Source organism: Phycisphaerales bacterium (assembly GCA_016716475.1).
GTDB lineage: Bacteria > Planctomycetota > Phycisphaerae > UBA1845 > Fen-1342 > JADJWG01.
Map to the genome: position 1 here is coordinate 487,537 of JADJWG010000002.1, position 23,641 is coordinate 511,177.

Genomic DNA, 23,641 nt, shown 5'->3' on the forward strand with positions numbered 1-23,641 from the left:
ACGGCTTGCGCCGCCGCTGCTGTGGCCGCATCCCCAGCAGAGGAGTTGGCCGAATGATGCTCTGCGGAGCGCGGTGGCTGGTGGTGCGGGGGCTAGCATTGTGGCGCGGCCGAACGTGCCTGTCCGGGGTCACCGTGCTTGGGCTGGCTCTGGCGACGGGGGGGAGCGCCCAGACCGTGGAATTTGCCGTCGAGGCAGAGCACCGCCTTGTACCCCTGGCGGAAATTCGCCCTCATCCACAACCGGCGTCCGCTCCTGCCGTCGCGCCGGATACAGCAATTGTGCAGCGCCTGGCGCGGGTCGAGCAGGAGATCGCGGCCGGCCGCTTCCTGGAAGCGGATGCCGAACTTGCCCCCTTGCTCGAATTACCCGGCGAATTACGGGCAGAGGCCCTTGTGGTCTGGGCTGAGTTGCGGCGCAAGGCCGGGCGATGGGGTGAAGCTCGCCTGGCCGCCGAACATGCTGTCCATCTCGCTCCGCACCAGGTCCGGGCGTGGCTGTTGCTCGCGGAGTTGGCGCGGGCAGCGCAGTTACGCACGCCAGCCATCGCCTACTACCGAGCGGCCGCTCTGGTCGAACCGCCTGCAAGCCAGGCGAATGGGCCAGAGGCCGCGCTGCGCGTCCGCGCCTGGCTGGATTTGGGGGTCGTACTGGAGGAAGCGGGTTATCTGTTGGCTGCGTCCGAAGCGCTGGAGCGTTTTGATGAGGCGGTACGCGGCGCCCCGCCCGCAGTACAGCACGAGCCCACTTTGATCCAAGCCCTCGAGGCCTTTCCTTACGGCGCCTTGGAGCGGCGGCTCGCCCTCTACCGCAACCTGGCACGGCCGGCCGCACAGGCCACCGCCGTGGAGACGGCGGTGCGCACCTGGCCTGCGGAACCCGCGCTCGAACGCTTGTACGTGCTGACGCTGATGGAAGTCGAGCGGGCTGGTGAGGCCTTCGACTATTGCCGTGAACGGCTCGTAGCGTCGTCTGAAACGGCGGACGGGAGCGTGGATTTCGCTCTACTGCCGCTGGCGGTGGAAGCGGGCCGGGTGGCGAGTAGACTGAATGGCTGGGTCAGTGAACTCACAGCCGCTGTGGAGGAAGAGCGGCACTTGACGTTGGCGGTGCAGGTTGCCTCGCGGCTGGCGGCGGCAGGCGAAGATGAATCAGCGATCCGACTTTGGGCAACGCTAGCACGGGCGCGCCCCGCAGACCCCGAGATTGCGTGGGCCCATGCGACGGCGTTGCTGGGGGCCGGTGATCTGGTGGCGGCACTTGACGCATTGGCGGACCACCTGCGCGCCGCCGGCACCGACGCGGCGTTGCCGCCGGCACGGCTCGCGGCGTGGATGGCCCGCTTCGACCTCGCGACGGCATTCCTAGAGCAGGTCGCGGACATCGCGGCCCGCCCCGACGCCGATGCCCCGCTTTATGCGGTGCTGGGGATGACCGCCACCGCGGCTGAGCAGGTGGAACTTGCCGAGCAGCTCTTTCGTGCCGGGCTCAGCGCGGGGGGGGAGACGGCCCTGGTGCGTGCTGCCTGGGCACAGTCGTTGGCGCGGCATTACCGTTGGGAAGAAGCGCTCGCACAAGCGGAAGCGGCATTGAGCGAGGAACCGGACTTCGCGCCAGCGCACTTCGTGCGTGGATTGGCCTTGCAGGCGTTGGACCGGTTTGAGGAGGCCGAGGGCGCCCTGCGCGAGGCCTACGACGCGCAGCCCCGCGACGCGGATTACGCCCTCGAGTTGGCGCGCCATTACCGGCGGAGCGAACAGTGGCTGGCAGCGCGCTACTTTCAAGAGGCCTGGAATCGCGATCGCACGCGCGGCGAAGTCCTGGAAGAGCTGATCGACAGCTATCTTGCCGGCGGCAAGCCCCTGGTTGCACGCAGCGTGGCGGGCGAGGCCGACGCGGCGGGTGTGGCCGAAGATGTACGACATCGCATTCGGATCCGCTTCCAGTTCCTCGATGCGTGGGGTTCGGCCGCGCATCTGCAGGCCCTGCGCGACCACCAGGCCGCGTTTCCGAGCGACGACCGTGGTGCGATCGCACTCGCCATCCTGTTGTACGAAACAGGCGCGGGCGAGGAAGCGGACGCGCTGGTGGGGCGGCTAGCATTCCAGGCCCCGACGGATGAACGGTACTTCGAGTTGCGCCTGCACCGCAGTTTACGGCGCTTCGAAATCGACGCCGCCATCGCGCTGCTGCAGGAAGAGGTGCGACGGTACCCGCGGCGGCCGGCGCTGTGGCGCTCGCTCGCGAATACGTACCTGCTGGCGTTCCGGTTGGAGGATGCGCGCGGCGCGCTGGAACGTGTGCGGATCCTGAGCACGGCGGGGGAAGAGCGTGTGGCGGCGGGTCTGCAACTCGTCGATCTCGCGCGTCTGCTGCAGGGGGTGGATGCGGCCCTGCAATTGCTCGACGCGCTGGCCGCGGAGGAGCCGGACCTGGCCGTTTGGCCAAGGGCGCGGATACGTCTGCTGCTTGCCGCGGACCGCCACGCCGCCGCAGTTGAGTTGGCGCGGGCGCGCCTCGCAGCGGCCACCGCGCTGTATGAGCAGCAGAGCGCCGACTTGCAGGCCGCGACCCAGGCACTCAGCGCGGCGGATGACGAGACTGCCCGTGTCCGGCAGGTTCGTGTGGTACAGCAGCTTCAGCAGGAGCTCGGACAGACCGTGCGCGTGCTCTACGAGCGGCGGGGCGAGTTCGCGCAGACCGCCATCCAAGCGGGGCAGGCCGCAGTCCTGTTGCCATTGGCGCGGGCCTGGTTATCCGAGCAGCCGGGCCAGTGGCTGCTACAGGTGTGGTTGATCGAAGGATTGCTAGCCGTTGGGGACGTCGATGCGGCGACCGAACAAGTGGGCGAATTAGTGCCGCGCACCACGGAGGATGTGCTCCAGGCACTGATCTGGCGTGGTCGTTGCCTCGCCAAGCAGGGCCGGGGCGAAGAAGCGGCAAATGATCTGCTCGAACTGCTGAACGAGCCCTTCTCGGCCGAGAACGCGCTGCTGCGCGCGCAATTACGCCGTGAGGCGGTCCGCTTGCTCTTGGAGCAGGAGGCGATCGAGCGGGCTCATCAACTTGCCCAGACGTGGCTTGCGGCAGACTCGACGGGCGACCCGACCGAACGGCTGGAATTGCTGGAATTGGCATACTTAACGAGCGCCGGTGCTCCCGAGCGAGACGCCCCCCTGGCTCTGCTGCGCGAGCTGCACAACCGGCAACCGGATCATCCTGGGTGGAACAACGATCTGGGGTATCTGCTCGCCGATCGTGGCGAGAACCTTGCGGAAGCACTGGAGATGACCCGTCGGGCGGTAATCGGTGATCCCTTGAACGCCGCTTTCCTCGACAGTCTTGGCTGGGTCCACTACAAGCTTGGCGAATTCGCTGCCGCGCGGGAGTTGCTCGCCCGGTCGGTGCGCGTCGATGATACGGAATCCGCCGTCGTGCTCGATCACCTCGGGGATGCAGAATTCCGCCTGGGTAATCGGGCCGCCGCGCAGGAGGCCTGGCGCCGCGCGCTCGCGCGGGCGGATGCGGAGTCCGCCGATTCAGTGCCGGACCGGCAGGCCGAGGGAGTTGAGCTGCGCGCGGCGTTGTCGCAGAAATTGGCCGCACTGTCCGAGGGTCGGCAACCCGCAGTGGCGCCAGTGGGCACCGCTCCGAACAAGGAGTCCGCGCTACCGTGAAGACGGCGCTTGAAATCGCCCGGCAGGTCGTGTGCGACGAGGCCGTTGCGCTGCAGCAGTTGGCTGACGGCCTCGGCGCGGAGTTCGAAGAGGTTGTAGAAACGCTGCATGGCCTGACGACGGAAGGGCCGCATGGCGCGGCGGGGCTCGTGCTCGTCAGCGGTCTGGGCAAGAGTGGCAATATAGGCCAGAAGATCGCGGCGTCGCTGACGAGCACGGGCACGCCGGCGGTGTTCATGCACCCGGTCGAGGCGCTGCACGGCGACCTCGGCATCGTAACGCCGCGCCATTCCCTCATCGCCCTTTCCCGCAGCGGGGATACGGATGAGATCGTGCGTTTCGTGGCCTACTTTCGCCGTCTGGGCGGACCCGTCATTGGGCTGACGCAGCGGCGGGTCTCGCGACTCGCGGAACTGTGCCAGCACCTGATCCTGCTGCCGGATGCGCCGGAAGCTGGGCCGCTCAGTCTTGCACCGACAACGAGTTGCGCGTTGATGCTGGCCGCCGGCGATGCACTCGCGATGGGGCTGCTGCACCGCCGCGGATTCCAGGCCGAGGACTTCGCACGGTACCACCCCGAGGGTGCGCTGGGCCGTCGCCTGCTGCTGCGCGCCCGCGATCTCATGCATGGCGGGACCGCGCTGCCCGTGGTCGCGGCCGATTGCTCCTTCGCGGAGCTTGTCATGGAGATGACGCGGAAGCGACTCGGTTTGGCGCTCATCGTAGGGTCCGATGGCCGTTTGCTTGGCACTTTTACCGACGGTGACCTGCGGCGTATTTTCGAGCGTGTTGCGAATCCGCGCGCCCTCGATGCCCGGGCCGCCTTCACGCAGAGCCGCCGCACGGCCGATGCGCCTGCAGTGCATGTCTCGTGGATCCAGCCGGAACACCTCGCCGTGGATTGCCTGCGCATCATGCGCGAAAGCCAAATCACCAGTCTCATCGTGACGGATGCCGAGGAACGACCAGTCGGTGTCCTGCGCTGGACGGACCTGTTGAGCGCCGGGCTGGGGTAAGCCCTCGAAGCACGGATGACGTCCGACCTTGTGTTATCGGGCCTGGCAGGCCCGATCCGCTGCGATTCGGGCAAGAACCACACCCTTTATCCAACACGGGGCGGAATTCAGGTCGATGAATACCCTGAGGCGCGCAACGGCGCGCTCCGAGTGGCTCCCGGGTTGCCGGTGTTTCGGGCAGAACCTGCGAGGTTGCGGTGACAGACGTAGCCCGCCAGAGCAGTACGCTTTTGATCGACGTGTCGGCGGACCGGCTTCACGCCTACATGCGCCTGGCGCTGCCGCCCACGGCCGGTCTGAGCGTCACCCTGGAGGACGTGCTCGCCGAGGTCGAACGGCGCGGCATTCTCGCGGGAGAGGATCTCTCGGCGCGCGCCGCCGAGTTCGTGCAAAGCGTTGCTACGGCCGTGGCCGCGGCGGCCTCGGGCGAGAGTGCTCCTCCCATCGAACCGGTGTTGCTTGCCCAGGGAGTGCCCGCCGTAGAAGCAGTCGATGGTCGCTTCGAACCTAACGAAGAAGTGCTCGGAGGCGGCAAGCCGTGCGAGCAGGCAGATCAGGTGGACTACTTCGCGTTCAACACGATCGTAACCGTCGCGGCGGGAGCACGGTTGGGGCGCGTGATACCACCCGAGCCGAGCCAGGTAGGCCGGGACGTGTACGGGCGCGAACTACGGCCGCGCTGCGCGCGGGGGACGGCCGTGCAGATCGGCAGCGGGATCGTGACCGAGGGTGAAGGCGCGGTAGAGTGCCTGGCCGCAACACCGGGGCGTTTCGTTGAGCGTTTCGGCCGGATCAGTGTCGATCCGGTCCTTGAGATCCCAGGGGATCTGGATTTCGACACCGGCAACATCGACTCCTGTGTAGATGTGCATGTGCGTGGAACCGTGCGGGCCCGGTTTTCGGTACAAACCGAGCGTGACCTGTACGTTGACAAGGTGCTGGAAGCCGCCCATGTTCGCACTGGGGGACAGCTCTTCGTGCGCGGGGGGGTCTTCGGCAACGAGCAGAGCGGCAGCATCGACGTGGGTGGCAATGCCACCGTGCACCTGCTGAACGAAGCGGTCCTGAACGCTGGTGGGGATCTGCTGATTTCCCGGGAAATCCTGAACAGCCGTGTGACGCTCCGCGGCCGACTGGTGGCACCTCAGAGCACCATCATCGGCGGCACACTCTACGCCCGCTGTGGCGGCGAGGTGTGCGTGCTTGGTAGCGATGCCGCCGTCACGACACCGCTCAGCATCGGAATCTCGGTGAACGTCCTGCGCCACATACGCCAACGTGAAATCCAGATCCGCACCTTGCAGAAGTCCGCCGAGCAGATCCGCGAGACACTTAAGCCGCTGATCGCGAACCTGAAGCGGCTCAACCCGGCCCAGCGTGAGCGTGCCACCGAACTGATGGCGCGGGCGGACGAGTTTGAGTTCGAAGTGGACCGGATTCGCACCGAAGTGGACCAACTGCGCGCCCAGCACGCGCCACCCGAACCCGCCACCTTGCTGATCCAGGAGCTCGCGCATCCCGGCGTGACCCTGACCGTCGATGCACGTGAAGTGGCACTCCACGATCGTTTGCACGGCCCGGTTCGCATCGAGATTCGCCCCGTTCAAGGGGCGTCCGAAGTGGTAGCCGTCAACCAGCGGACCGCTTCCGTCACCGTCTTACCAAGCTGCGAGACCGATCTGAACTTGCCTCCGACCGAACCTTTGCCGAAGGAAGTGTCTCAGGAGAAGCCGCATGACGTTGTCGACCGCCCGCCGGCCGCTTGACCGGCTCGTGCTGGATGTGCTCGGTGATCTGGCGTTCATGGTTACCGACGATGGTGCGCCCGACTTGCTGCCCGGCACGGTATGGATGCATGGACGGATCCACTACGCCGGACCGGCTGCTGGCACGTTGGAGTGCTGGTGCACCCGCGAGTTTGCGACGCGCCTGGCTGCGAACCTGCTGGGTCTCGAACCCGGTGACGGGGAAGCACAGGTACGGGCGCCCGATGCGTTGCGCGAGTTCATGAATGTGCTGTGTGGGCAGACTGTGACCACGTGGCACGGCACGGAGCACGTTTTTGACCTGTCGATTCCCGAGGTGACGGAGTGTGTGGACGCCCCGGCGCTGCCGATCGGGGAGCAGTCCGACCGCGGGCGCCTCTCGGTCGAGGGTGAGCCGCTGCTGTTCGTCCACACGGTGACTGAATAGTCGCGGAGCAGGTGCGTACATGCGAAGTCGGAGTCGATCTGCGGAAGTGGCGACGATGACAACGGTTGGAGAACGGGAGCTGTCCCCGGCCGAGTACGAGTTGTTTCGTGCGCTCGTGTACGAAAAATCGGGGATCAATCTTGGTGATCAGAAGCAGCAGCTTGTCCGGGCCCGCCTGGGCAAGCGGCTGCGCGCCGGGGGCTTCGACTCCTACCGGGACTACTACGAGTTTGTCGCGCGGGATTCAAGCGGTGACGAACTCTGCCTACTGATCGATGCGATCTCAACCAATACTACGCACCTCTTTCGGGAGAAACAGCACTTCGACTTCGTTGCCCGTACCGTACGCGGCTGGCTCGACGATCGTCGTTGGCGCCAGGACAACGATACCCTGCGGGTGTGGAGTGCCGGCTGTTCCTCCGGCGAGGAGTCGTACTCTCTTGCCATGACCCTCGACGACGTCCTGGGCAGAACGCTGGCGTGGAAACTTCTCGCCACCGACATTTCCACCAAGGTGCTGGCGCGCGCCAAGGCCGGCAAGTACGAGGCCCATCGGCTTGGTACCGTGCCGCCAGTCTTCCGGCAGCGCTACTTTGCACCGACCGCCGAACGCGACCCGGGCCTCGCGCAGATCGTTCCGGCCCTGCGGGAGCGGATTACCTTCACCCGTCTCAACCTGATGGATCCGACCTTCCCGTTTCGGCGCGGGTTCCATTTCATCTTCTGCCGCAACGTGATGATCTATTTCGATCGCCCGACCCAGGAGGGGCTTGTGCAGCGCTTCGTGCGGCACCTGCGGCCAGGCGGCTACCTGATGATCGGCCACTCGGAGAGTCTTAACGGACTGAACCACGGGCTGCGTTACGTTCAGCCGACGGTGTACCAGCGGGGCAGGGACTGAACCCCACGCCGGATGGGGGCCGCGCTGCCGCCGTCCGCAGGAGTGGTGAAACGTGCGCAGCGCTGGTCCGCTACGGATTCTGGTCCTGGCCGAAACGTCCCTTTTTGCCCGGGGACTGGCGGCCGCCCTGGAGCGCGCTTGTGGTTTGAACGCGCTCAGCGGGCGTGGTTTGCTCTCCGAGCTGCGTGGCCAGCTCACACGCTTCCATCCCGATGCGATTGTGCTCGATCTGGATCTGCGCGCCAGCGACGCGCTCGACCTGCTGGAAAACCTTCAGACCCATTACCCGGTACCCGTGCTGGTCACCGCCGCGGGGGATGGTGCGAGTATCCGGCGGGCGCTCGTTGCGGGCAACCTGGGAGCGGTGGACCTGCTGCGCCGTCCGCCGCGCCTTGACGCTGCCGCGCTCGATGTTTTCGCCGCCGAAGTCGCTGGCCGGCTCCTCGGGGCAGCACGTCACTGGCGACCAGTGCTTCCGACTGCCGGTGGGCGTCCGACCCGGTCGTCGGCACTCGATCCCGCCCGGTACGTAGTGGGCATCGGGGCCTCGACGGGTGGCACCCGCGCCCTGGAAGTCCTGCTTGAAGCGGTCCCTTCGGATTTCCCACCGATTGTCATCGTTCAACATCTACCGGCCAGTTTTACGCGCTCCTTCGCCGAGCGGCTCAGTGCGAACAGTGCCGTCGCCGTCGCCGAGGCCGCCGGTGGCGAATGGCTCGAACCGGGGCGCGCCTTCGTCGCTCGTGGCGATACGCACCTCGTCGTGACGGGTTCCCGCGGCCGTTTTCAGACTGCCGCGGCCGGTCAGAATAAGCACCAGGGTCACTGTCCGAGCGTGGATGTACTGTTCGATTCGCTTGCCAAACAAGTCGGACGGCAAGGGGTAGGTGTGCTGCTGACCGGCATGGGGGCTGACGGAGCCGCCGGGCTCCTGCGCATGCGACAGGCCGGCGCTGTGACGATCGCACAGGACGAGCGGTCCTGCGTGGTCTACGGCATGCCCAAGGCCGCCATGCAGAACGGAGCGGCCCAGTGGGTTGCAACCCCAGCCGACATCCCGGCACTGATCGAGCGGGTGCTCGTGGGGGGGGCCGCACCGATCCCAGCCGGACCGTGACTTGTTCTTTGGGCGCGGGTACTTTCGCACACTGCGTGAGTGGCGGCGCGACCGGCCGCGCTCTATGAATACGGGGCATGGACCCGCAATTACCCCAACCGGAGCCGGTTCAGACCGACGCACCCGCCGTATGGGATCGGGCGGCTCTGCGCGACCCGCACCGCCAGGCCGACAAGCCCGCCCGCGTGGAGGCCATGTTTGATGCGATTGCGCCCACCTACGAACGTGTGAATCGCGTCGCAACGTTCGGGCGGGATGCGGCGTGGCGCCGGCGGGCGGTCGCGGCCGCGCGGGTTCAGCCGGGGGATGTTGTGCTGGACCTCTGCTGTGGGACGGGGGACATGATCCGGGCGTTCGCGGCGGGGGCGATCCGTCCGGCGCGCATCATGGGTGTGGACTTCTCAGCGGGCATGCTGTCTCAGGCGAAGGTGGGCCAACTGGGCCTGCCGGTGGAGTTGATTCGGGCAGATGCGTTGCAGTTGCCGTTGGATTCCGCGTCGGTCGATGTGATCAGTTGTGCATTCGGAGTGCGTAACTTCGGTCACCTGGGGGCGGGTTTGCTGGAAATGTACCGTGTCTCTCGACCTGGCGCGCGGATTGTGATCCTCGAATTCACGACGCCCGCGAATGCCGTCCTGCGCTGGTTTGTGAACACCTACTGTACCCTGGTGTTGCCGCGGATCGGCACGTGGCTGAGCGGAGATCGGACTGGGGCCTATCGTTACCTCCCCCGGTCGATCGAGACGTTCGAGACCACGCGTAGCATGTGCCGCCGGATGGACGATGCCGGCTTCAAGCAAGTCGCCGTCGAGACCCTGAACTTCGGCGGGGTTGCACTCTATCGTGCAGAGCGCTGAACCCGCAGGCAGCCGATAATACAGCCCAATTAGGCCCGAAAAACAAATGTCGTCATCTGGCTGGGACGGGGTGATCTGAAGCAGGGAACAGGGCCGGAGGTGAGTGGCAACGCTGGGGCAAATAGACAGTATCGGGTGGTGAGTTGCCACTTGTTTTCGATGTCTTGGTTCCGCTACGATGTGGAATGGTGTGAAGGCGAACGCCCACTGCTACTGCGTGGTGGCAGATGCGCGGTATATCGTCCCGTACAAGGTCGGTTCCTCGAACTCAATTCGCCGAGGATCCGCGTGGTAACCAGAGGAGAAGGACGCATGAAAAAATTCGAAATCAGTGTGGTGTTGTGCGCGCTGCTTGCTACCCCCGTGGTCGCCTGGGCGCAGGGCATCGTCTATGCCCACGACCTGCGTTTCGCGGCGCAGGCCAACCTGTTCTCGTTTCCGGCAAATGACCCGCTTACACAGACGCAGATCGGACCGGTCGGCGGCTTGAACTACACGACCTTCGCGATGGACTTCAACACGGCCGGTACAGCCCTGTACGCCCTCAATCATTTGCCCGGAGCGAATGCGACACAACTCGGCGTCATCGATATCACCACGGGCGTTTTCGCGGCCGGCCCCAGCATTACGGGCGCTGGTTGGGATACGGCCGGCACGACTCCGACCGGGCTCTCGGTTGACCCCACGAACGAGACCTTCTACGCCTCCAAGACCAATGAGCTCTTCACATTGAACCCTGTTACGGGTGTGGCCACCTCGGTCGGTACGTTTGCCCAGGTCACCGGCGCCCCGATTGGCACGGTCATCGACATTGCCGTGGATAACAACGGCCAGCTTTTCGCGCACGTGCTCGGTTCGACGGCGGGCGTGGGCGGTACGCTCTGGTCGATCGACAAGACGACCGCGATCGGCACGCTGGTTGGCGCCAGTGGTATCGTCACCAACTTCGCCCAAGGCATGGACTTTGACCCCACCACGAACATCCTGTACGCCGCGCTCTACACGAGCGGCGGAGCCGGCAGCTACGGCACCTGGAATACGACAACGGGTGCGTGGACGGAGATCCTGCCACTGTTGTCCTTCCCCGATCCGACGCCGAATGGTCGCGAGCTTGAGATCGCGATTCGGGTGCCGGAGCCGACGACGCTGAGTCTGCTTGTGCTCGGCGCGCTGGGTCTGCTGCGCCGCCGCTAAGCAGTGGCCATCAGCGAGTCTCTCCGCATTCCTGCTGAAGCCCCGGGCCTGATGGGTCCGGGGCATTTTTCATGGCGTGCCGGGCCGAGGGGTGCCGGACAATGAATAGAAAGGGCCCCAGCCGCAGCCGGGGCCCAAGCTTCGATCCATTCGGGTACGCTGAGTTCTGCGCTACCAGGAAATACCGTACTGCAGTTTCAAGCCACCGCGGGCGTTGTCACGCACGCCGTCAAGACCGATCTCGCTCGCGAACCGTACCGTGTGGTTGAACGCGCCCGTACTGCCGAGCTCCTGCACGACACCCAGTTCGAGAATGTTGTGGTTATGTTCGCCGTACAGGTCACTGCTGCGGTGCAGGTAATTGAGGAGCACCAGGGTCGAATCGGTCAACTGATAATCGAACCCGGGTCCGACACCCCACTGGAAGTGGCGCCGATCGAGTCCGTCACGATAGCCCAGTTCGCCATGGGCAGTTTCCACGAAGCCGGCCATATGCGCCCGAAACTTGGGGAAGAGCGTCTTCGTCAGCGTGCCGGTAAAGGTGCCGTCCACACCGCGTGACTGGTACCCAGTCGGAATGCGGATCGTAGCGGACCCGCCGAACGCGGGCAGCCAGTCCGTCTCGTGCCAGAATGTCCCGAACAGCGTTAGTGAACCCTCGGGAGCGCCCCGGCCGCCGTAGCCAAGTGGTTCCGAAAGCCCCAGTTCGAGGTGGAAATCGTCCGTAAGGCCGAACAGTAGCGACTGCTGCAATTCGAAGTGATCCTTGCGTCCCTTCGGGAAGGTGGCCCAGTGGCCGCTGGCGTAGATGGCGACCTGCCCAGCGCCGACGTCGGAGTAGGCCTCACGAATGTTGAAGAAGCGGTTTACGCCGAGGAACGGCCGCTGGGCCCGCTGTGTCGTTGCCGTCGTGGTGGCCGTTGTCTCCTCGGTAATAATGATCGTCTCGTCGGTAACGTCAGAATCGGATTCCTGTGCCGCGGAGTAGTAGGTGTGCGTCAGCGCCGGCCATGTGAACGGGCTGGTCACATCGGCAAGGGTAAACGTTCCGGTTAGCGCTGCGGCCACGCCCACTACGAATACACGAAGCTGCCCCAGATTGGTTTGCATAACTCGCTCCTTACTCAAAAGGCACTCGCTCGACACCCTGCACGCCGTCCGGGACGCTCGTTTGCCCCGTATCACGGCCATGCAGGAACTGACCACCCATCCGACCGCGCCAGGTCAGAGTTGCCAGCCCTCGTAACACGGCGATTTTAGGACCTGCTCCGGGGGCGTCAAGCGTATCCACAAGCTGGTCCGTCATGGCCTTTGTGCAGCACAGCAGGCACTGTGCTGCCGTCGGAGAACGTTTTATGCCGGGTGAAAAGCATCCGGATGATGCACGATCTCGGGTTCGCCCCCCTCGGCCAGGACAACGGCCACGACGTCGAACCGGCAGGGCCGATTCTCCCACCGTTTGTGCCGGAGGAACCAGGCGGCGGTGCGGGCCATCCGCACTTGTTTGGCCCCGCGGACGGCTTCTTCCGGGTTGGAGAGACGACGACTGCGCCGGGTTTTCACCTCAACGAAGACGACCGTGGTGCCGTCCCGCATGATGAGGTCGATTTCCCCCGTCGGCGTACGAAATCGCCGCGCCACAACCCGCAGGCCGGCGCGGCGGAGGTGCAATTCGGCCAGATGTTCCCCCCGGCGGCCCAGTTCGTCCCGGTCGGCCTGTGCAACTTGCCGTGCCATCACACGCCCCGTGGCGTGAAAGTATGCCTAGGACGGTGATCCTGCCAGGGCCGAGTCGGCTGTTTCCCGTTGCCCGCTCTTGGCGGCATCCACCGCATCCTGTGCCTCACGCAGGGCACGGGCCTTCTCCGCCCGCGCTGCCGCCGCCGCCGCCCGGGCCGCTGCCGATACGCGGCGCTCGCGCAACCGACGGGCCTTGCCGACGCGATCACGCAGGAAGTACAGCTTGCAGCGCCGCACCTTTCCGCTGCGGAGGGTGCGAATGGCTGCAATGCGGGGCGAGTGGATCGGGAAAGTGCGCTCGACACCTTCGTTCGCCACGATACGCCGCACAGTAAACATTTCGCTCAACCCCTGGCCGCGGCGTGCGATTACCGTGCCCTCAAAGTCCTGCAGGCGCTCCTTGGTGCCCTCAATGATTCGGATGGTTACGACGACGGTATCGCCGATTTCGAAATCCAATTCGGTACCGCGGCGATACTTGTTCTCAACGACGTCGAGGAGAGGGTGTTGCATGGAACGCCTCGCTTTCTAGGGCTTACCAGCGGGTACCGTACTCCCGCTGCCACTGCGGACCGGGTCCGTTGGCGAGCAAAGGGGTAAGGGCTTCCGCGAACTGGGCACTGACAAGATCGCCGCCGGAATCACCAAGCAGGTCGGGACGCCGGCGGCGTGTGCGCTGCTCTGCCTGGGCACGACGCCATGCTTCAATCTGACCGTGATGGCCGGATAGCAGCACGTCGGGCACGGAGAGGCCGCGGAACTCTCGCGGCCGGGTGTACTGGGGGTATTCAAGCAGGCGGTTCTGGAACGATTCGTCGGTGGTCGCAACCTCGTTCCCCAAGGCACCGGGCAGGAGTCGCACCACCGCGTCAATCATTGCCAGGGCGGCCGGCTCACCACCGGTGAGCACGAAGTCCCCCAAGCTGACCTCAATCGGCTGGAGTAGTTCGATGACCCGCTCGTCCACGCCTTCATAATGTCCGCAAATGAACAGGAGGCGTTCCGTGCCGGCCCAATCCGCTGCACAGGACTGGTCAAAGACGCGCCCCTGTGGGCTCATTATGATCCGCAGGGGACTACGGGGGTCGAGGGCCTCGACGGCAGCGACCGCATCCATCAGCGGTTGGCAGGCGAGAATCATGCCGGGCCCGCCGCCGAACGGCCGGTCGTCGACTTTCTGGTGCGGATCGTTCGAGAAATCGCGGAGTTGGTGGGTGTGGATTTCTACGCAGCCGGTTGCCTGCGCACGGCCGAGGATACTGGCCGTAAAATACGGCTGCAGTGTCTCGGGAAACAGCGTGATGACGTCGATGCGCATCGTCGTAACCAAGCCACAAGAACGATCTTCATGGTCACTGGGCCGGAATGCCCTGCTTCTTGAGCAGACTGGCTACCGTCTCGGTCGGCCGCGCTCCGACACTGAGCCAATAGCGCACCCGTTCGGCGTTGACCGAGAGTTGCGCGGACTGATCCTTGTTAGCGGGATCGTAGGTGCCCAAATCCTCGAGCACGCGCCCGTCCCGTGGATTCCGCGATTCCATCGCACTGATACGGTAGATCGAGCGGTGGACGCGTCCCAACCGCTTCAAACGCAGCTTCACTGCCATGATCTTCTCCGCCGGAGAGGGCTCGTTCGACGGCTGCTGCCCCGCGGGTCTATGCGCAGGGATCCCGGCGCTGCCCCAAAGCAACGCGGAGCCCCGTACTATAGCGACCCCTTCTGCGCTTGCCAAGACCCGTGGGCCGGAAACCATGTGACACAGAAGTGTTGCGCTATGGACGCCAGGCCCGATCCGCCCGCCCCCCCGGTACTGAGACGCCCCCCTGACCCCGACCGCTTGGTTTTCGCCGGTCTCCGGGTTTACCAGCTACGCGCAGGGCTAATGCACGGATTCAGCGGCGGTCACGACCGGCTGCACCCGTAGCGAGTTGGCCAACTCGGTCAATGCTGTTTCAACGGTGAACTGTGGCGACCACCCCAGCTCACGTCGCAGCTTGTCCGAATCACCTATCAGCGCATTCACCCTGGGATGGGCTGGGTCCTGCGGCAATTCCGTGGGCTCAATGCGCACGCCAAAGGCGGCCGCCAGTCTGGTGACTATGTCGCCACACCGCCACCCTTGTCCGCTGGCGATGTTGTACGTCTCGGCCGGCCGACCATCCTCAAGCAGGCGGACATAAGCCGTCGCGACATCGTTCACATGCAGCAGATCCCGCGTACAAGAAAGGTCCGGGAGCCAGAGCTGTGGACCGTGACTGCCAGCGTCCCACTGGGCAAGGCGGCGGGCAGCCGCCCCGAAGTATTGTCGGTCGGGCTGATGAGCACCTATTGCCACAAAGGGACGGGCGATTGTCACGTTAAGGTGGTAATCTCGGTAGAACGTGTGCGCGATAGACTCTGCGGCGCGCTTGAGCGAGCCAAAGGTAGTGACTGGAGCGGCGGGGGTGGTTTCGGGGAGTGCCTTCCCATCGTCGCCGGCCGTGCCGTAGATATCGCCTGCGCTCGCCAGCAACACCTTTGCCCGGGGGACCGTGCGGCGGACCGCATCAAGCACATTCGCCCACCCCGTGACGATGGCTTGGTAGGCGGCGAGGGGCTCTTCAGAGGTTTCGGCTGTGGAGGTGGGTCCGGCCAGGTGCAGAACGGCATCCGGGGCTATGCTGGCGATTGCCCGCGCCACATTGATGGCGTCCGTGACATCACAAACGAGTGCGCGTAAACCCTGTCGTTCATACGCCAATTTACGGGCTCGATTCCGGACACCGGCGACAACCTCGTAGCCACGTTCGCGCAGAAGCGTCAGGACATGGCTGCCGGTGAAGCCCTCAGCGCCGGTGAGAAAGACGGTGCGCACCTGGTAGTCCTCCGCTATCGCGTCCGAGAAACGGGCCGTCGCCAGACGGTGTGCGGGGCATGTCTCGGCCCCGGACGATCAGTCCTATCGGCATCTGCGCGGCACTGGTTGCGGTTGAAGCGCGCACGAGAATGACCTGCGGCGGGAACTTTACCGCTTTGTGTTAAATGACCCGCGCCCGAGTGCAGTGGTTCACGACCCTAACCAACCGGAACTCTGACCGTCTGAATACCGTTCTTTCAACCACGCAATACCCCCTCTGCGGCAGTTTCTGCGCGGAACGGCAGCGAACGCCGCCACTCCTCTGGCTCTTCACGCCGGGCGCACCACGCGAGTAAGATGCCTGCGTGGAGCTTATCACCGCGCACACGCCCGAGTGGCTACCCGTGGTCCGCGACCTGTTCCGGGAGTACGCAGAGTGGCTGGGAGTCAGTCTCTGCTTCCAGGGGTTCGAAGCTGAATTGGCAGAGCTACCGGGTGCCTATGCACCTCCGCGTGGTCAGCTTCTTTTTGGCACGCATGGGGCGCATAATCGTCGGTTGTGGCGCGCTGCGGCCGCTGGACAGGCACACCTGCGAAATGAAACGGTTGTATGTGCGTCCCGCCGCCCGTGGCCGCGGGGTGGGGCGAGCACTGGCGGAGGCGTTGATTGGGGAGGGGCGGGCAGCCGGGTACAAACGTATGCGACTCGATACGCTTCGAACCGCACCGCTTGCAGCGGCAAATGCGTTGTACGATCGGCTCGGTTTCAGCGAGATTCCAGCTTACTACCCGAACCCTTTGCCGGACGTGCGCTATCTGGAACTGGATTTGGAGGCGAGCTCCGCGGGAGGCAACCATTGATGGGAAGCGCAGAGGCGACAGCGGCGGCTGGAAGTTTGTTCGAAGCGGGGCGGCGTGGTGCGGAGGTGCGCTCCGACTGCTGGGTGGGCTTGGAGTTGCGCGGCTCAGGCGGAATCGAACTGGAGTTGCGCTCACGCGTAGCCGTGCTTTACGGTGACTCCCTCCGCGTGCAAGTCCGTGAGACCATGGCAGCGCTCGGTGTGCCGCACGCGCGCATCGAGCTCGAGGACGCGGGTGCGCTGCCATGGGTGCTGATGGCACGCCTGGAGGCGGCGGTTCGCAAGGCACGCGCAGCAGCCGGGCGTCCGCTCTGCGCGGATGACGGCGCGCCACCTGCCATCGAGCCAAGCGTCCGGCCAGTCCCGGAACGAGTGCGGCTGCGGCGCAGTCGGCTCTACCTGCCGGGCAACGAGCCGAAGTTCATGTTGAATGCCGGGCTTCATCGGCCGGATGGGCTGATTCTGGACCTTGAGGACAGCGTGGCGCCGGCGGTGAAAGAGGAAGCCCGACTGTTGGTGCGCAACGCGCTGCGGGTGCTTGATTTCGGCCCGGCGGAGCGGATGGTGCGCATCAACCAGGGGGATCGCGGGCTCGCAGATCTCGACTATGTCGTACCACACGGTGTCGATCTCATCCTGATCCCCAAGGTGGAGTCGTCCGAGGATGTGCGCTGTGTGGCTGAACGAGTGAGGGCGCTCGCGTCCGAGCACAAGTTAGCGCGTCCAGTGTTCCTGATGCCGATCATTGAGAGTGCGCGTGGCGTGCTTCGCGCGGAGGATATTGCGACGGCGGCCCCCGAGGTCGTGGCGTTGACCATCGGCCTGGAGGACTTTACCGCCGACCTCGGCATCACGCGGACCGAGGAAGGCCGGGAGAGCTTTCTGGCGCGGAGCCAGATCGTGCTCGCAGCCCGGAGCGCAGGTGTGCAACCCATCGACACGGTGTACTCCGACGTGGACAACGAGGACGGACTGCGGGCGAGTGTGCGCGAAGCGCGTGGGCTTGGTTTCGTCGGCAAGGGCTGCATCCACCCCCGTCAGATTCGCGTGATTCACGAGACCTTTACTCCGGCACCTGCTGAACTGGAGAAGGCCCGGCGTATCATTGCGGCCTTTGAAGAGGCGCAGTTGCGTGATGTCGGTGTCGTCACACTCGGCAGCAAGATGATTGACGCGCCCGTTGTGGCCCAGGCCTTCGCGGTCGTGCGCGCTGCGGAGGCGGCTCCGTGAGTGACACCGCCATCCGAATTCGCCGAGCCACGGCGGCAGACTGCGGTGCGCTAGCCGAGGTGCTCGCAGCGCTCGGCTTCGATCAACTCACGGCGCTGTCACAGGAGCAGCGCCAGGCACAAGTGGCGCGCCACATGGAGGCGCTGCTCGGCAACGAGTTCAGTGCAGTTTGGGTCGCAGAGGCACAGAGCAGCATCGTTGGCTACGCGGCCGCTCATTGGATTCCGGTCCTGGGGCTCGCCGGGCCGGAGGGTTATGTGAGTGAACTCTTCGTGCGCGCGGATTGGCGCGGGCGTGGTGCTGGTACAGCGCTGCTGGAGGTCGTCGAGCGTGCCGCCCGCGACCACGGCTGCGTACGACTGAGTCTCTTGAATCTGCGGGCACGCGCAGCTTACCGCCGCGGGTTCTACCCGCAGCGCGGCTGGGTGGAGCGAGATGCAGCCAATTTCGTTCGCCGACTGGAGGAGGCGCGGTGAAACGCTGGCTCGTGAAATCGGATCCGGAGGAGTACGCGGCCGGTGATCTGGAGCGTGACGGACGCGCGACCTGGGACGGTGTGAGCAACGCGCTCGCCCAGCAGCACCTGCGGGCCATGTCGGTGGGAGATGGGGTGCTCGTGTATCACACGGGCAAGGAGAAGGCCGTTGTTGCGGAAGCACGCGTCGCCGGTCCACCCGTGCCCGACCCGACGAATCAGGGGGGGAAGCTCGTGGTGGTAGAGCTCGCATTCATGCGCTGGTTGCCGCGGGCAGTACCGCTAGCCGAGATCAAAGCCGACCCGGCGTTCGATGATTTCGCCCTCGTCCGAATCGGCCGCCTTTCCGTGATGCCCGTGACGATCGCGCAGTGGAATCGCATCCTGAAGTTGACCAAGGTGTGAGAGTGAGGTCACCCGTGAAGGTGGAACTGGTCGAAAACGCGGCCGGGCGGTTGGTGCCTACGACGGTGAATGGGCGGGAGCAAGTCCCGTTTTGCGGCGTGGGCAAGCACACCCCCACGGGTCGCACTGCTGCGCCTGCGGTGCGCACCTGCAACAACTACCCTCCCGATGGCCGCAAGGTGACTGCCGAAGCGCGCCGGCTGCCGGGTGCGGAAGCGGAGATACGTGCCGTGGCAGCCCTGAAGGTTGCGCTGCAAACGGCCGGACTGCGCGACGGTATGACCATTTCGACCCACCACCACTTTCGAAATGGAGATCGCGTGGCCGTGCCGTTGTTCCGTGCGGCGGCTGAATTGGGGGTGCGGGATCTGCGCTGGTTTCCGTCGGCTTGTTTCCCATGCCATGCCCCCCTGATCGAACTGCTCGAGTCAGGGGTCATCCGCTATGTCGAAGGCAGCATGAACGGCCCCCTCGGCGATTTCTGCAGCACTGGGCGGATGCGGGGTCTCGGCGTACTCCGCTCCCACGGTGGACGCTGGCAGGCGGTGCAGGACGGCGAAGTGCACATCGACATCGCCGTACTGGCAGCACCCACGGCCGACGCCTTCGGCAATGCGAATGGCGTACAGGGGCCTTCGGCCTGCGGGGGGCTCGGGTTCGGTCTCGTCGATTCGCTCTACGCGGACCATGTGATCGTGGCGACCGACAACCTCGTGCCGTTCCCGTGTGTGCCGTGGCAGATCCAGGGCAACCACGTTGACCAGGTTGTCGTGCTCGAATCCGTCGGCGATCCAGCCAAGATCGTCTCCGGCACGACCCAGCTCACCCGCAGCCCCGACCGGCAGCTGATTGCGGAACTGGCCGCAATATTCGTCCGTGCGGCCGGCCTCCTGCGCGACGGTTTCTCGTTCCAGGCGGGCGCGGGCGGCACGGCGTTGTCGTTCGCGCTCTACCTGCGCGAGTTCATGCGCCGGGAGGGCGTGCGGGCCCGCTTCATCCGCGGCGGCAGCACGCAGTACCTCGTGGAGATGCTTGCAGAGGGCCTGACCGACTACATCCTCGATGGACAAACCTTCGATCTCGCGGGTGTGCGGTCGATGGGCGCGAATCCGCGCCACGTCATGACAAGTCCCTTCACCAGTTACAACTGGCACGGCAAGGGCTGTTTCGCCACCTTTGTCGACATCGTTGTGCTCGGCGCGACCGAAGTTGATCTTGATTTCAACGCGAACGTGGTGACACACTCGGACGGCCGTCTGCTACATGGCATCGGTGGCTGGCAGAACTGTCTGGCGAGTCCCTGCGTGATCCTGCCGATCCCGGCTGTGCGCGACCGTATCCCCGTGATCGTGGACCGTGTCACCACGTTGTGCGGTCCCGGCGAGATGATCGATGTCGTGGTGACGGAGCGCGGCATCGCGATCAACCCGCGCCGGACCGACCTGCTCGACGCGACGCGCAACAGCGGCCTCCCGATCCGCCCGCTGGCGGAGATCAAGGCCGAAGTCGACCGGCTGTGTGGCGGCGCGCCCGCGAAGCCACCGCTGACGGAGCAGGTCGTGGCCGTGGTGAAGTGGGTGGATGGTACGGTGCTCGATGCAGTCAGAAGAGTGGGTGGTTAGCAGGGGGATCGCGGTGTATGGGGACCACGGGCCGTGGCACGGTGCGGTGACGTAGGGCTGGCGAAAATGGGTGCGCGACCGCGGTGGTCACGCTGCATGCGCCGTGCTACAGCTCCGGTCCGCCGTCGTACCGCCCGTACACGCCCACCAGGGTATCCATCATCTCACCCACGGTCGCGTGAGCACGCGCCGCGTCGATCAGTGCTGGCATGACGTTCTCGTCGTTCAGGGCGGAACGCCGCAGTCCCTCCAGCGCGGCCGCGTGCCGCCGCGCGTCGCGGCTACCCTTCAGTGCCCGTACCCGGGCAACTTGTTCGCGCTCCACCTCAGCGTCGATCTTCAGTAGCGGAATGCGTTCGTAATCGCCATCCACATACTTGTTCACGCCGATCATCACGCGCTCACCCCGGTCGAACTCCTGTCCGAACCGGTGCGAAGACTCTGCGATCAGGCGGCGGAAATAGCCCGCCTCGGTGGCCTGCAGAACGCCCCCGAAGGTGCGGTAGGTTTCGTCGATGATGCTCTGTGCCTGTCGTTCCATCTCATCGGTGAGCGCCTCCACGAACCAGCTCCCCCCGAGCGGGTCCACGGTCCGCGTCACCCCGGTTTCTTCCGCGATGACCTGTTGCGTACGCAACGCCACTTTCACCGCCTGCTCGGTGGGTAGTGCCAGGGTCTCATCCATGCTGTTCGTGTGCAGCGACTGCGTACCGCCGAGAACCGCGGCGAGCGCCTGATACGCGACGCGCACGATGTTGACGAGCGGCTGCTGCTCCGTGAGGGAGACACCCGCGGTCTGGCAGTGGCAGCGCAGCCACCAACTGCGCTCCTGTTCGGCGTGGAAGCGGTCGCGCGCAATGCGAGCCCACATACGCCGGGCGGCCCGGAGCTTGGCAACTTCCTCGAAGAACTCGTTGTGGATGTCCCAGAAGAAGCTGATACGGGGCAGGAAGTCGTCGGGGGCCAGGCCGCGCCGCAGCGACTCCTCGACGTAACACATGCCGTCTGCCAGTGTGAAGGCCAGCTCCTGCGGTGCGGTTGCGCCCGCCTCGCGAATGTGATAGCCGCTGACGCTGACCGTGTTCCACTGCGGCATGTGCCGGGTGCAGTATTCGATCGTGTCAATCACGAGTTTCACGCTCGGCGTCGGCGGAAAGACGAACTCGTTCTGAGCGTGGAACTCCTTGAGAATGTCGTTCTGCAGCGTGCCGCGCAAATCCGCAAGCGGGACGCCCTGTTCCTCGGCCACGCAAATGTAGAACGCCAGCAGAATCGCCGCCGGCGCGTTGATCGTCATGCTGGTACTGACCTGGGCGAGGTTGATCCCGTCGAACAGCACGCGCATGTCGTCGAGCGAACTGACCGCCACGCCGCACTTGCCGACTTCACCCAGCGACAGCGGATCATCCGAGTCACGTCCCATCAGCGTCGGCAGATCAAAGGCGGTGGAAAGTCCGGTTTGGCCATGTTCGAGCAGATATTTGAACCGCTGGTTGGTCTGGGCCGCTGTTCCAAAACCGGCGAACTGGCGCATCGTCCACGGCCGCTGGCGGTACATGGTCGGGTGCAGGCCACGCGTGAACGGGAACGCCCCCGGGGTGCCGATATCCTGCTCGCGGTCCCTGCCTGCCTGGTCGTCCGGACCGTAGACGCGGCGGATGGGTAGCCCCGACATGGTCGTGGGATCTCCGCCGGGGCGGCGTTGTGCGGGAGTCGGCGGTAGAGTGGGCGCCACTTCGGTGCTCATTCGATAGGTCTCCTGCGCGCAGACCACACGCGTTCGATGCCAGAAGGGTCAGGGGGCGGAATCGGGACGATCTCGGGCGATTCCGGCTGCTGCCCGGCGGAACATTCCTGCAATATACATTGTAGTGTCGCGCGGGGGGGTCGGGGTAATGTCGGTCATTCGGCTAAAGCCCAATGATGCCCTGACCGGGGCCGCGGAACCGCCGGCCGGTGGGTACGTGGCGGTAGTTGCCGTATACTGTCAATCGATGGAGGTTACGCGATGGGTCCGGTCGCGGCGGGTGCCGTGCCACAACCCGAGGGTGGGGACGCACATGTCGCCGTACCATTCGCGTGCGCGGAAATCTGGGGTGGCAACCGCTCGGTGGACCAACGCTTTGATCTGCCGGGTATCCGGGGGCGGATTTTTTCACAGCCGAGCGATGGCGGCCGGGGAGGCGACCTGCACTACATCTCACTCTGCAACTCCGGGTTGCTTTCCCGCATCTGCCTCGCGGATGTCGTCGGGCACGGTGCGCGCGTCGCACGGGCAGGCGATGTACTGCATCGCCTGCTGCGGCGGTACATGAACAGTGTCGATCAGCGGCGTGTGCTGCGCGATCTCAATCGGGCGCTCGAAGCCGAGCACCCGGATGAGATTACAACGGCATTGGCGCTGAGTTACCTACCCCCGACGCGGTTGCTGTCGGTGAGCTATGCCGGTCACCCGCCGGCCTGGCTTTACCGCGTCCGGACCCGCCGTTGGGAACCGCTCCGGCCCGCTACGGCCGGATTGCCGCGACACGGACTCCACGACCTGCCGCTCGGGGTGGACCCCAGTACACGGTTTACGCGGCGGATGCTGCGCGTCATCCCAGGCGATCGCCTGCTCGCGATCACGGACGGAGTACTGGAGGCGCCCGGGTCGGACGGCACCCTTTTCGGGGTGGCGCGCTTGCAGCGTTTCCTCGAATCTTCCGATGGGGCAGATGCAGACCTGCTGATCGACCGGCTGCGGACAGCGATTGTACAATTCAGCGGGAATCCGGCCCTGTCACACGATGATGTGACGATTCTGCTGCTCGAATTCATGCCTGGGCCGCCAGCCCTGGGAATCTGGCACATGGTTCGCAATCGACTGCTCCGTCGCCTGATGAGCTGAAGGGTCATGGGAAGGGGATCTGGGAACAGTGCGAAAGCGGCTGATCGAGGATGGTGGCGAGGTTGCAACGAGGGGGCACCGCCCAAGCAAAGGACATCACGGTTGACAATTCCTGCGGGTCGGATATCAAGGATTGTTGCAGGTATGCGCAGGGTGGCGCAAAGGAGCGCACCGCGGACCTGACGGAGCGGCCGGCCCTTTTTTACGGGCCCGGCCAGTAGTGGCGGCGTCTGACCCCCGTTCCAGGGTTCGGTCAGTGCGCAAGGAGTTGTGCGGATGTCGAAGTACAAGATTGAGATCGATCGGGACTTGTGCATCGGTGACGGCGCCTGCTGTGGCGAAGCCCCGAACGCGATCGAAATGGACGGGGATAACATCGCTATCGTGACCAACGTGGATTCACACACGCCCGAGGAATTGCTCGCGGCGGCGCAAATCTGCCCGGTCGACGCTATTATCGTGACGGACAACGAGACCGGCGAGCGGGTCCACCCGAAGTAGGTCCTGCGCTCCCGGTTCCCGACATACTCATTGTGAGCCCTACGTGCTTACCGTAAACGGTCACGGGCGCTGCTGTCCGCGGGTAGCCGAGTACTTGGCCGGAGCGTGGCGTCCGTCGTTCTGCGAGTT

The 23,641-nt window shown here is 65.1% G+C and carries 21 protein-coding genes and 1 pseudogene; 15 read left to right on the forward strand and 7 right to left on the reverse strand.

What is annotated here, in order from left to right:
* Window positions 1–53 precede the first annotated feature (53 nt).
* The 8 genes from IPM18_09720 to IPM18_09755 all read left to right on the forward strand — a co-directional run bounded on the left by IPM18_09720 (window position 54) and on the right by IPM18_09755 (window position 10,955).
* Window positions 54–3,677, forward strand: coding sequence for a hypothetical protein (locus tag IPM18_09720; protein MBK9119861.1), 3,624 nt, complete (start codon window positions 54–56; stop codon window positions 3,675–3,677).
* Window positions 3,674–4,693 (forward strand): KpsF/GutQ family sugar-phosphate isomerase, encoded by a 1,020-nt coding sequence (locus IPM18_09725; protein MBK9119862.1) that lies wholly within the window; start codon window positions 3,674–3,676, stop codon window positions 4,691–4,693. The genes IPM18_09720 and IPM18_09725 overlap by 4 nt, the downstream gene beginning before the upstream one ends.
* A 197-nt stretch (window positions 4,694–4,890) precedes the next feature.
* Window positions 4,891–6,459, forward strand: coding sequence for a DUF342 domain-containing protein (locus IPM18_09730; protein ID MBK9119863.1), 1,569 nt, complete (start codon window positions 4,891–4,893; stop codon window positions 6,457–6,459).
* Entirely contained in the window at window positions 6,428–6,886 is a 459-nt protein-coding gene (locus IPM18_09735; GenBank protein MBK9119864.1) for a hypothetical protein, read from the forward strand. The genes IPM18_09730 and IPM18_09735 overlap by 32 nt, the downstream gene beginning before the upstream one ends.
* Before the next feature lie 55 nt (window positions 6,887–6,941).
* Complete coding sequence (locus tag IPM18_09740; GenBank protein MBK9119865.1) at window positions 6,942–7,787, forward strand: protein-glutamate O-methyltransferase; 846 nt, start codon at window positions 6,942–6,944, stop codon at window positions 7,785–7,787.
* A gap of 52 nt (window positions 7,788–7,839) precedes the next feature.
* On the forward strand, window positions 7,840–8,904 hold the full coding sequence (locus IPM18_09745) for a chemotaxis response regulator protein-glutamate methylesterase (protein ID MBK9119866.1): 1,065 nt from the start codon (window positions 7,840–7,842) through the stop codon (window positions 8,902–8,904).
* A 77-nt stretch (window positions 8,905–8,981) separates the two neighbouring features.
* Window positions 8,982–9,761, forward strand: a complete 780-nt coding sequence (locus IPM18_09750; GenBank protein MBK9119867.1) for a ubiquinone/menaquinone biosynthesis methyltransferase — start codon at window positions 8,982–8,984, stop codon at window positions 9,759–9,761.
* Window positions 9,762–10,073: 312 nt separating this feature from the next.
* Window positions 10,074–10,955: a PEP-CTERM sorting domain-containing protein gene (locus IPM18_09755; GenBank protein ID MBK9119868.1), complete on the forward strand. Its 882-nt coding sequence runs from the start codon at window positions 10,074–10,076 to the stop codon at window positions 10,953–10,955.
* A gap of 171 nt (window positions 10,956–11,126) precedes the next feature.
* Here IPM18_09755 and IPM18_09760 read toward each other — a convergent pair whose 3' ends face one another.
* From IPM18_09760 to IPM18_09785, 6 genes are all read right to left on the reverse strand, one after another.
* A complete protein-coding gene (locus IPM18_09760) occupies window positions 11,127–12,065 on the reverse strand; it encodes a hypothetical protein (protein ID MBK9119869.1) in 939 nt (312 codons plus the stop codon).
* 243 nt (window positions 12,066–12,308) lie between these two features.
* Entirely contained in the window at window positions 12,309–12,692 is a 384-nt protein-coding gene (locus tag IPM18_09765; protein ID MBK9119870.1) for a YraN family protein, read from the reverse strand.
* A gap of 27 nt (window positions 12,693–12,719) precedes the next feature.
* Window positions 12,720–13,208: a 50S ribosomal protein L19 gene (gene rplS, locus IPM18_09770; protein ID MBK9119871.1), complete on the reverse strand. Its 489-nt coding sequence runs from the start codon at window positions 13,206–13,208 to the stop codon at window positions 12,720–12,722.
* Window positions 13,209–13,230: 22 nt separating this feature from the next.
* Entirely contained in the window at window positions 13,231–14,013 is a 783-nt protein-coding gene (gene trmD, locus IPM18_09775) for a tRNA (guanosine(37)-N1)-methyltransferase TrmD (GenBank protein MBK9119872.1), read from the reverse strand.
* Between the two features lie 34 nt (window positions 14,014–14,047).
* The gene (rpsP, locus tag IPM18_09780) at window positions 14,048–14,302 is read right to left on the reverse strand and encodes a 30S ribosomal protein S16 (GenBank protein MBK9119873.1); all 255 of its coding nucleotides are present in this window, start codon (window positions 14,300–14,302) and stop codon (window positions 14,048–14,050) included.
* Between the two features lie 273 nt (window positions 14,303–14,575).
* Window positions 14,576–15,550, reverse strand: coding sequence for an NAD(P)-dependent oxidoreductase (locus IPM18_09785; protein MBK9119874.1), 975 nt, complete (start codon window positions 15,548–15,550; stop codon window positions 14,576–14,578).
* Window positions 15,551–15,897: 347 nt separating this feature from the next.
* Here IPM18_09785 and IPM18_09790 point away from each other — a divergent pair.
* The 5 genes and pseudogenes from IPM18_09790 (at window position 15,898) to IPM18_09810 (ending at window position 20,124) form a co-directional block, all read left to right on the forward strand.
* A pseudogene (locus IPM18_09790) lies at window positions 15,898–16,393 on the forward strand (GNAT family N-acetyltransferase).
* A complete protein-coding gene (locus IPM18_09795) occupies window positions 16,393–17,622 on the forward strand; it encodes an HpcH/HpaI aldolase/citrate lyase family protein (GenBank protein ID MBK9119875.1) in 1,230 nt (409 codons plus the stop codon). The pseudogene IPM18_09790 and the gene IPM18_09795 overlap by 1 nt, the downstream one beginning before the upstream one ends.
* Complete coding sequence (locus IPM18_09800; GenBank protein ID MBK9119876.1) at window positions 17,619–18,098, forward strand: GNAT family N-acetyltransferase; 480 nt, start codon at window positions 17,619–17,621, stop codon at window positions 18,096–18,098. The genes IPM18_09795 and IPM18_09800 overlap by 4 nt, the downstream gene beginning before the upstream one ends.
* Entirely contained in the window at window positions 18,095–18,502 is a 408-nt protein-coding gene (locus IPM18_09805; protein MBK9119877.1) for an EVE domain-containing protein, read from the forward strand. Before IPM18_09800 ends, IPM18_09805 begins: the two co-directional genes overlap by 4 nt.
* 26 nt (window positions 18,503–18,528) lie before the next feature.
* The gene (locus IPM18_09810) at window positions 18,529–20,124 is read left to right on the forward strand and encodes a citrate lyase subunit alpha (GenBank protein MBK9119878.1); all 1,596 of its coding nucleotides are present in this window, start codon (window positions 18,529–18,531) and stop codon (window positions 20,122–20,124) included.
* 106 nt (window positions 20,125–20,230) lie between these two features.
* On the opposite strand, the gene IPM18_09815 is transcribed toward IPM18_09810, so the two are convergent.
* Window positions 20,231–21,871 carry a methylmalonyl-CoA mutase gene (locus IPM18_09815; protein MBK9119879.1) on the reverse strand — a complete coding sequence of 547 codons (1,641 nt, stop codon included), beginning with the start codon at window positions 21,869–21,871 and terminating at the stop codon, window positions 20,231–20,233.
* 261 nt (window positions 21,872–22,132) lie between these two features.
* Here IPM18_09815 and IPM18_09820 point away from each other — a divergent pair, with 261 nt between their 5' ends.
* Window positions 22,133–23,011, forward strand: a complete 879-nt coding sequence (locus IPM18_09820; protein ID MBK9119880.1) for a serine/threonine-protein phosphatase — start codon at window positions 22,133–22,135, stop codon at window positions 23,009–23,011.
* Between the two features lie 276 nt (window positions 23,012–23,287).
* The gene (locus tag IPM18_09825; protein MBK9119881.1) at window positions 23,288–23,512 is read left to right on the forward strand and encodes a ferredoxin; all 225 of its coding nucleotides are present in this window, start codon (window positions 23,288–23,290) and stop codon (window positions 23,510–23,512) included.
* The last annotated feature ends 129 nt before the right edge of the window (window positions 23,513–23,641 follow it).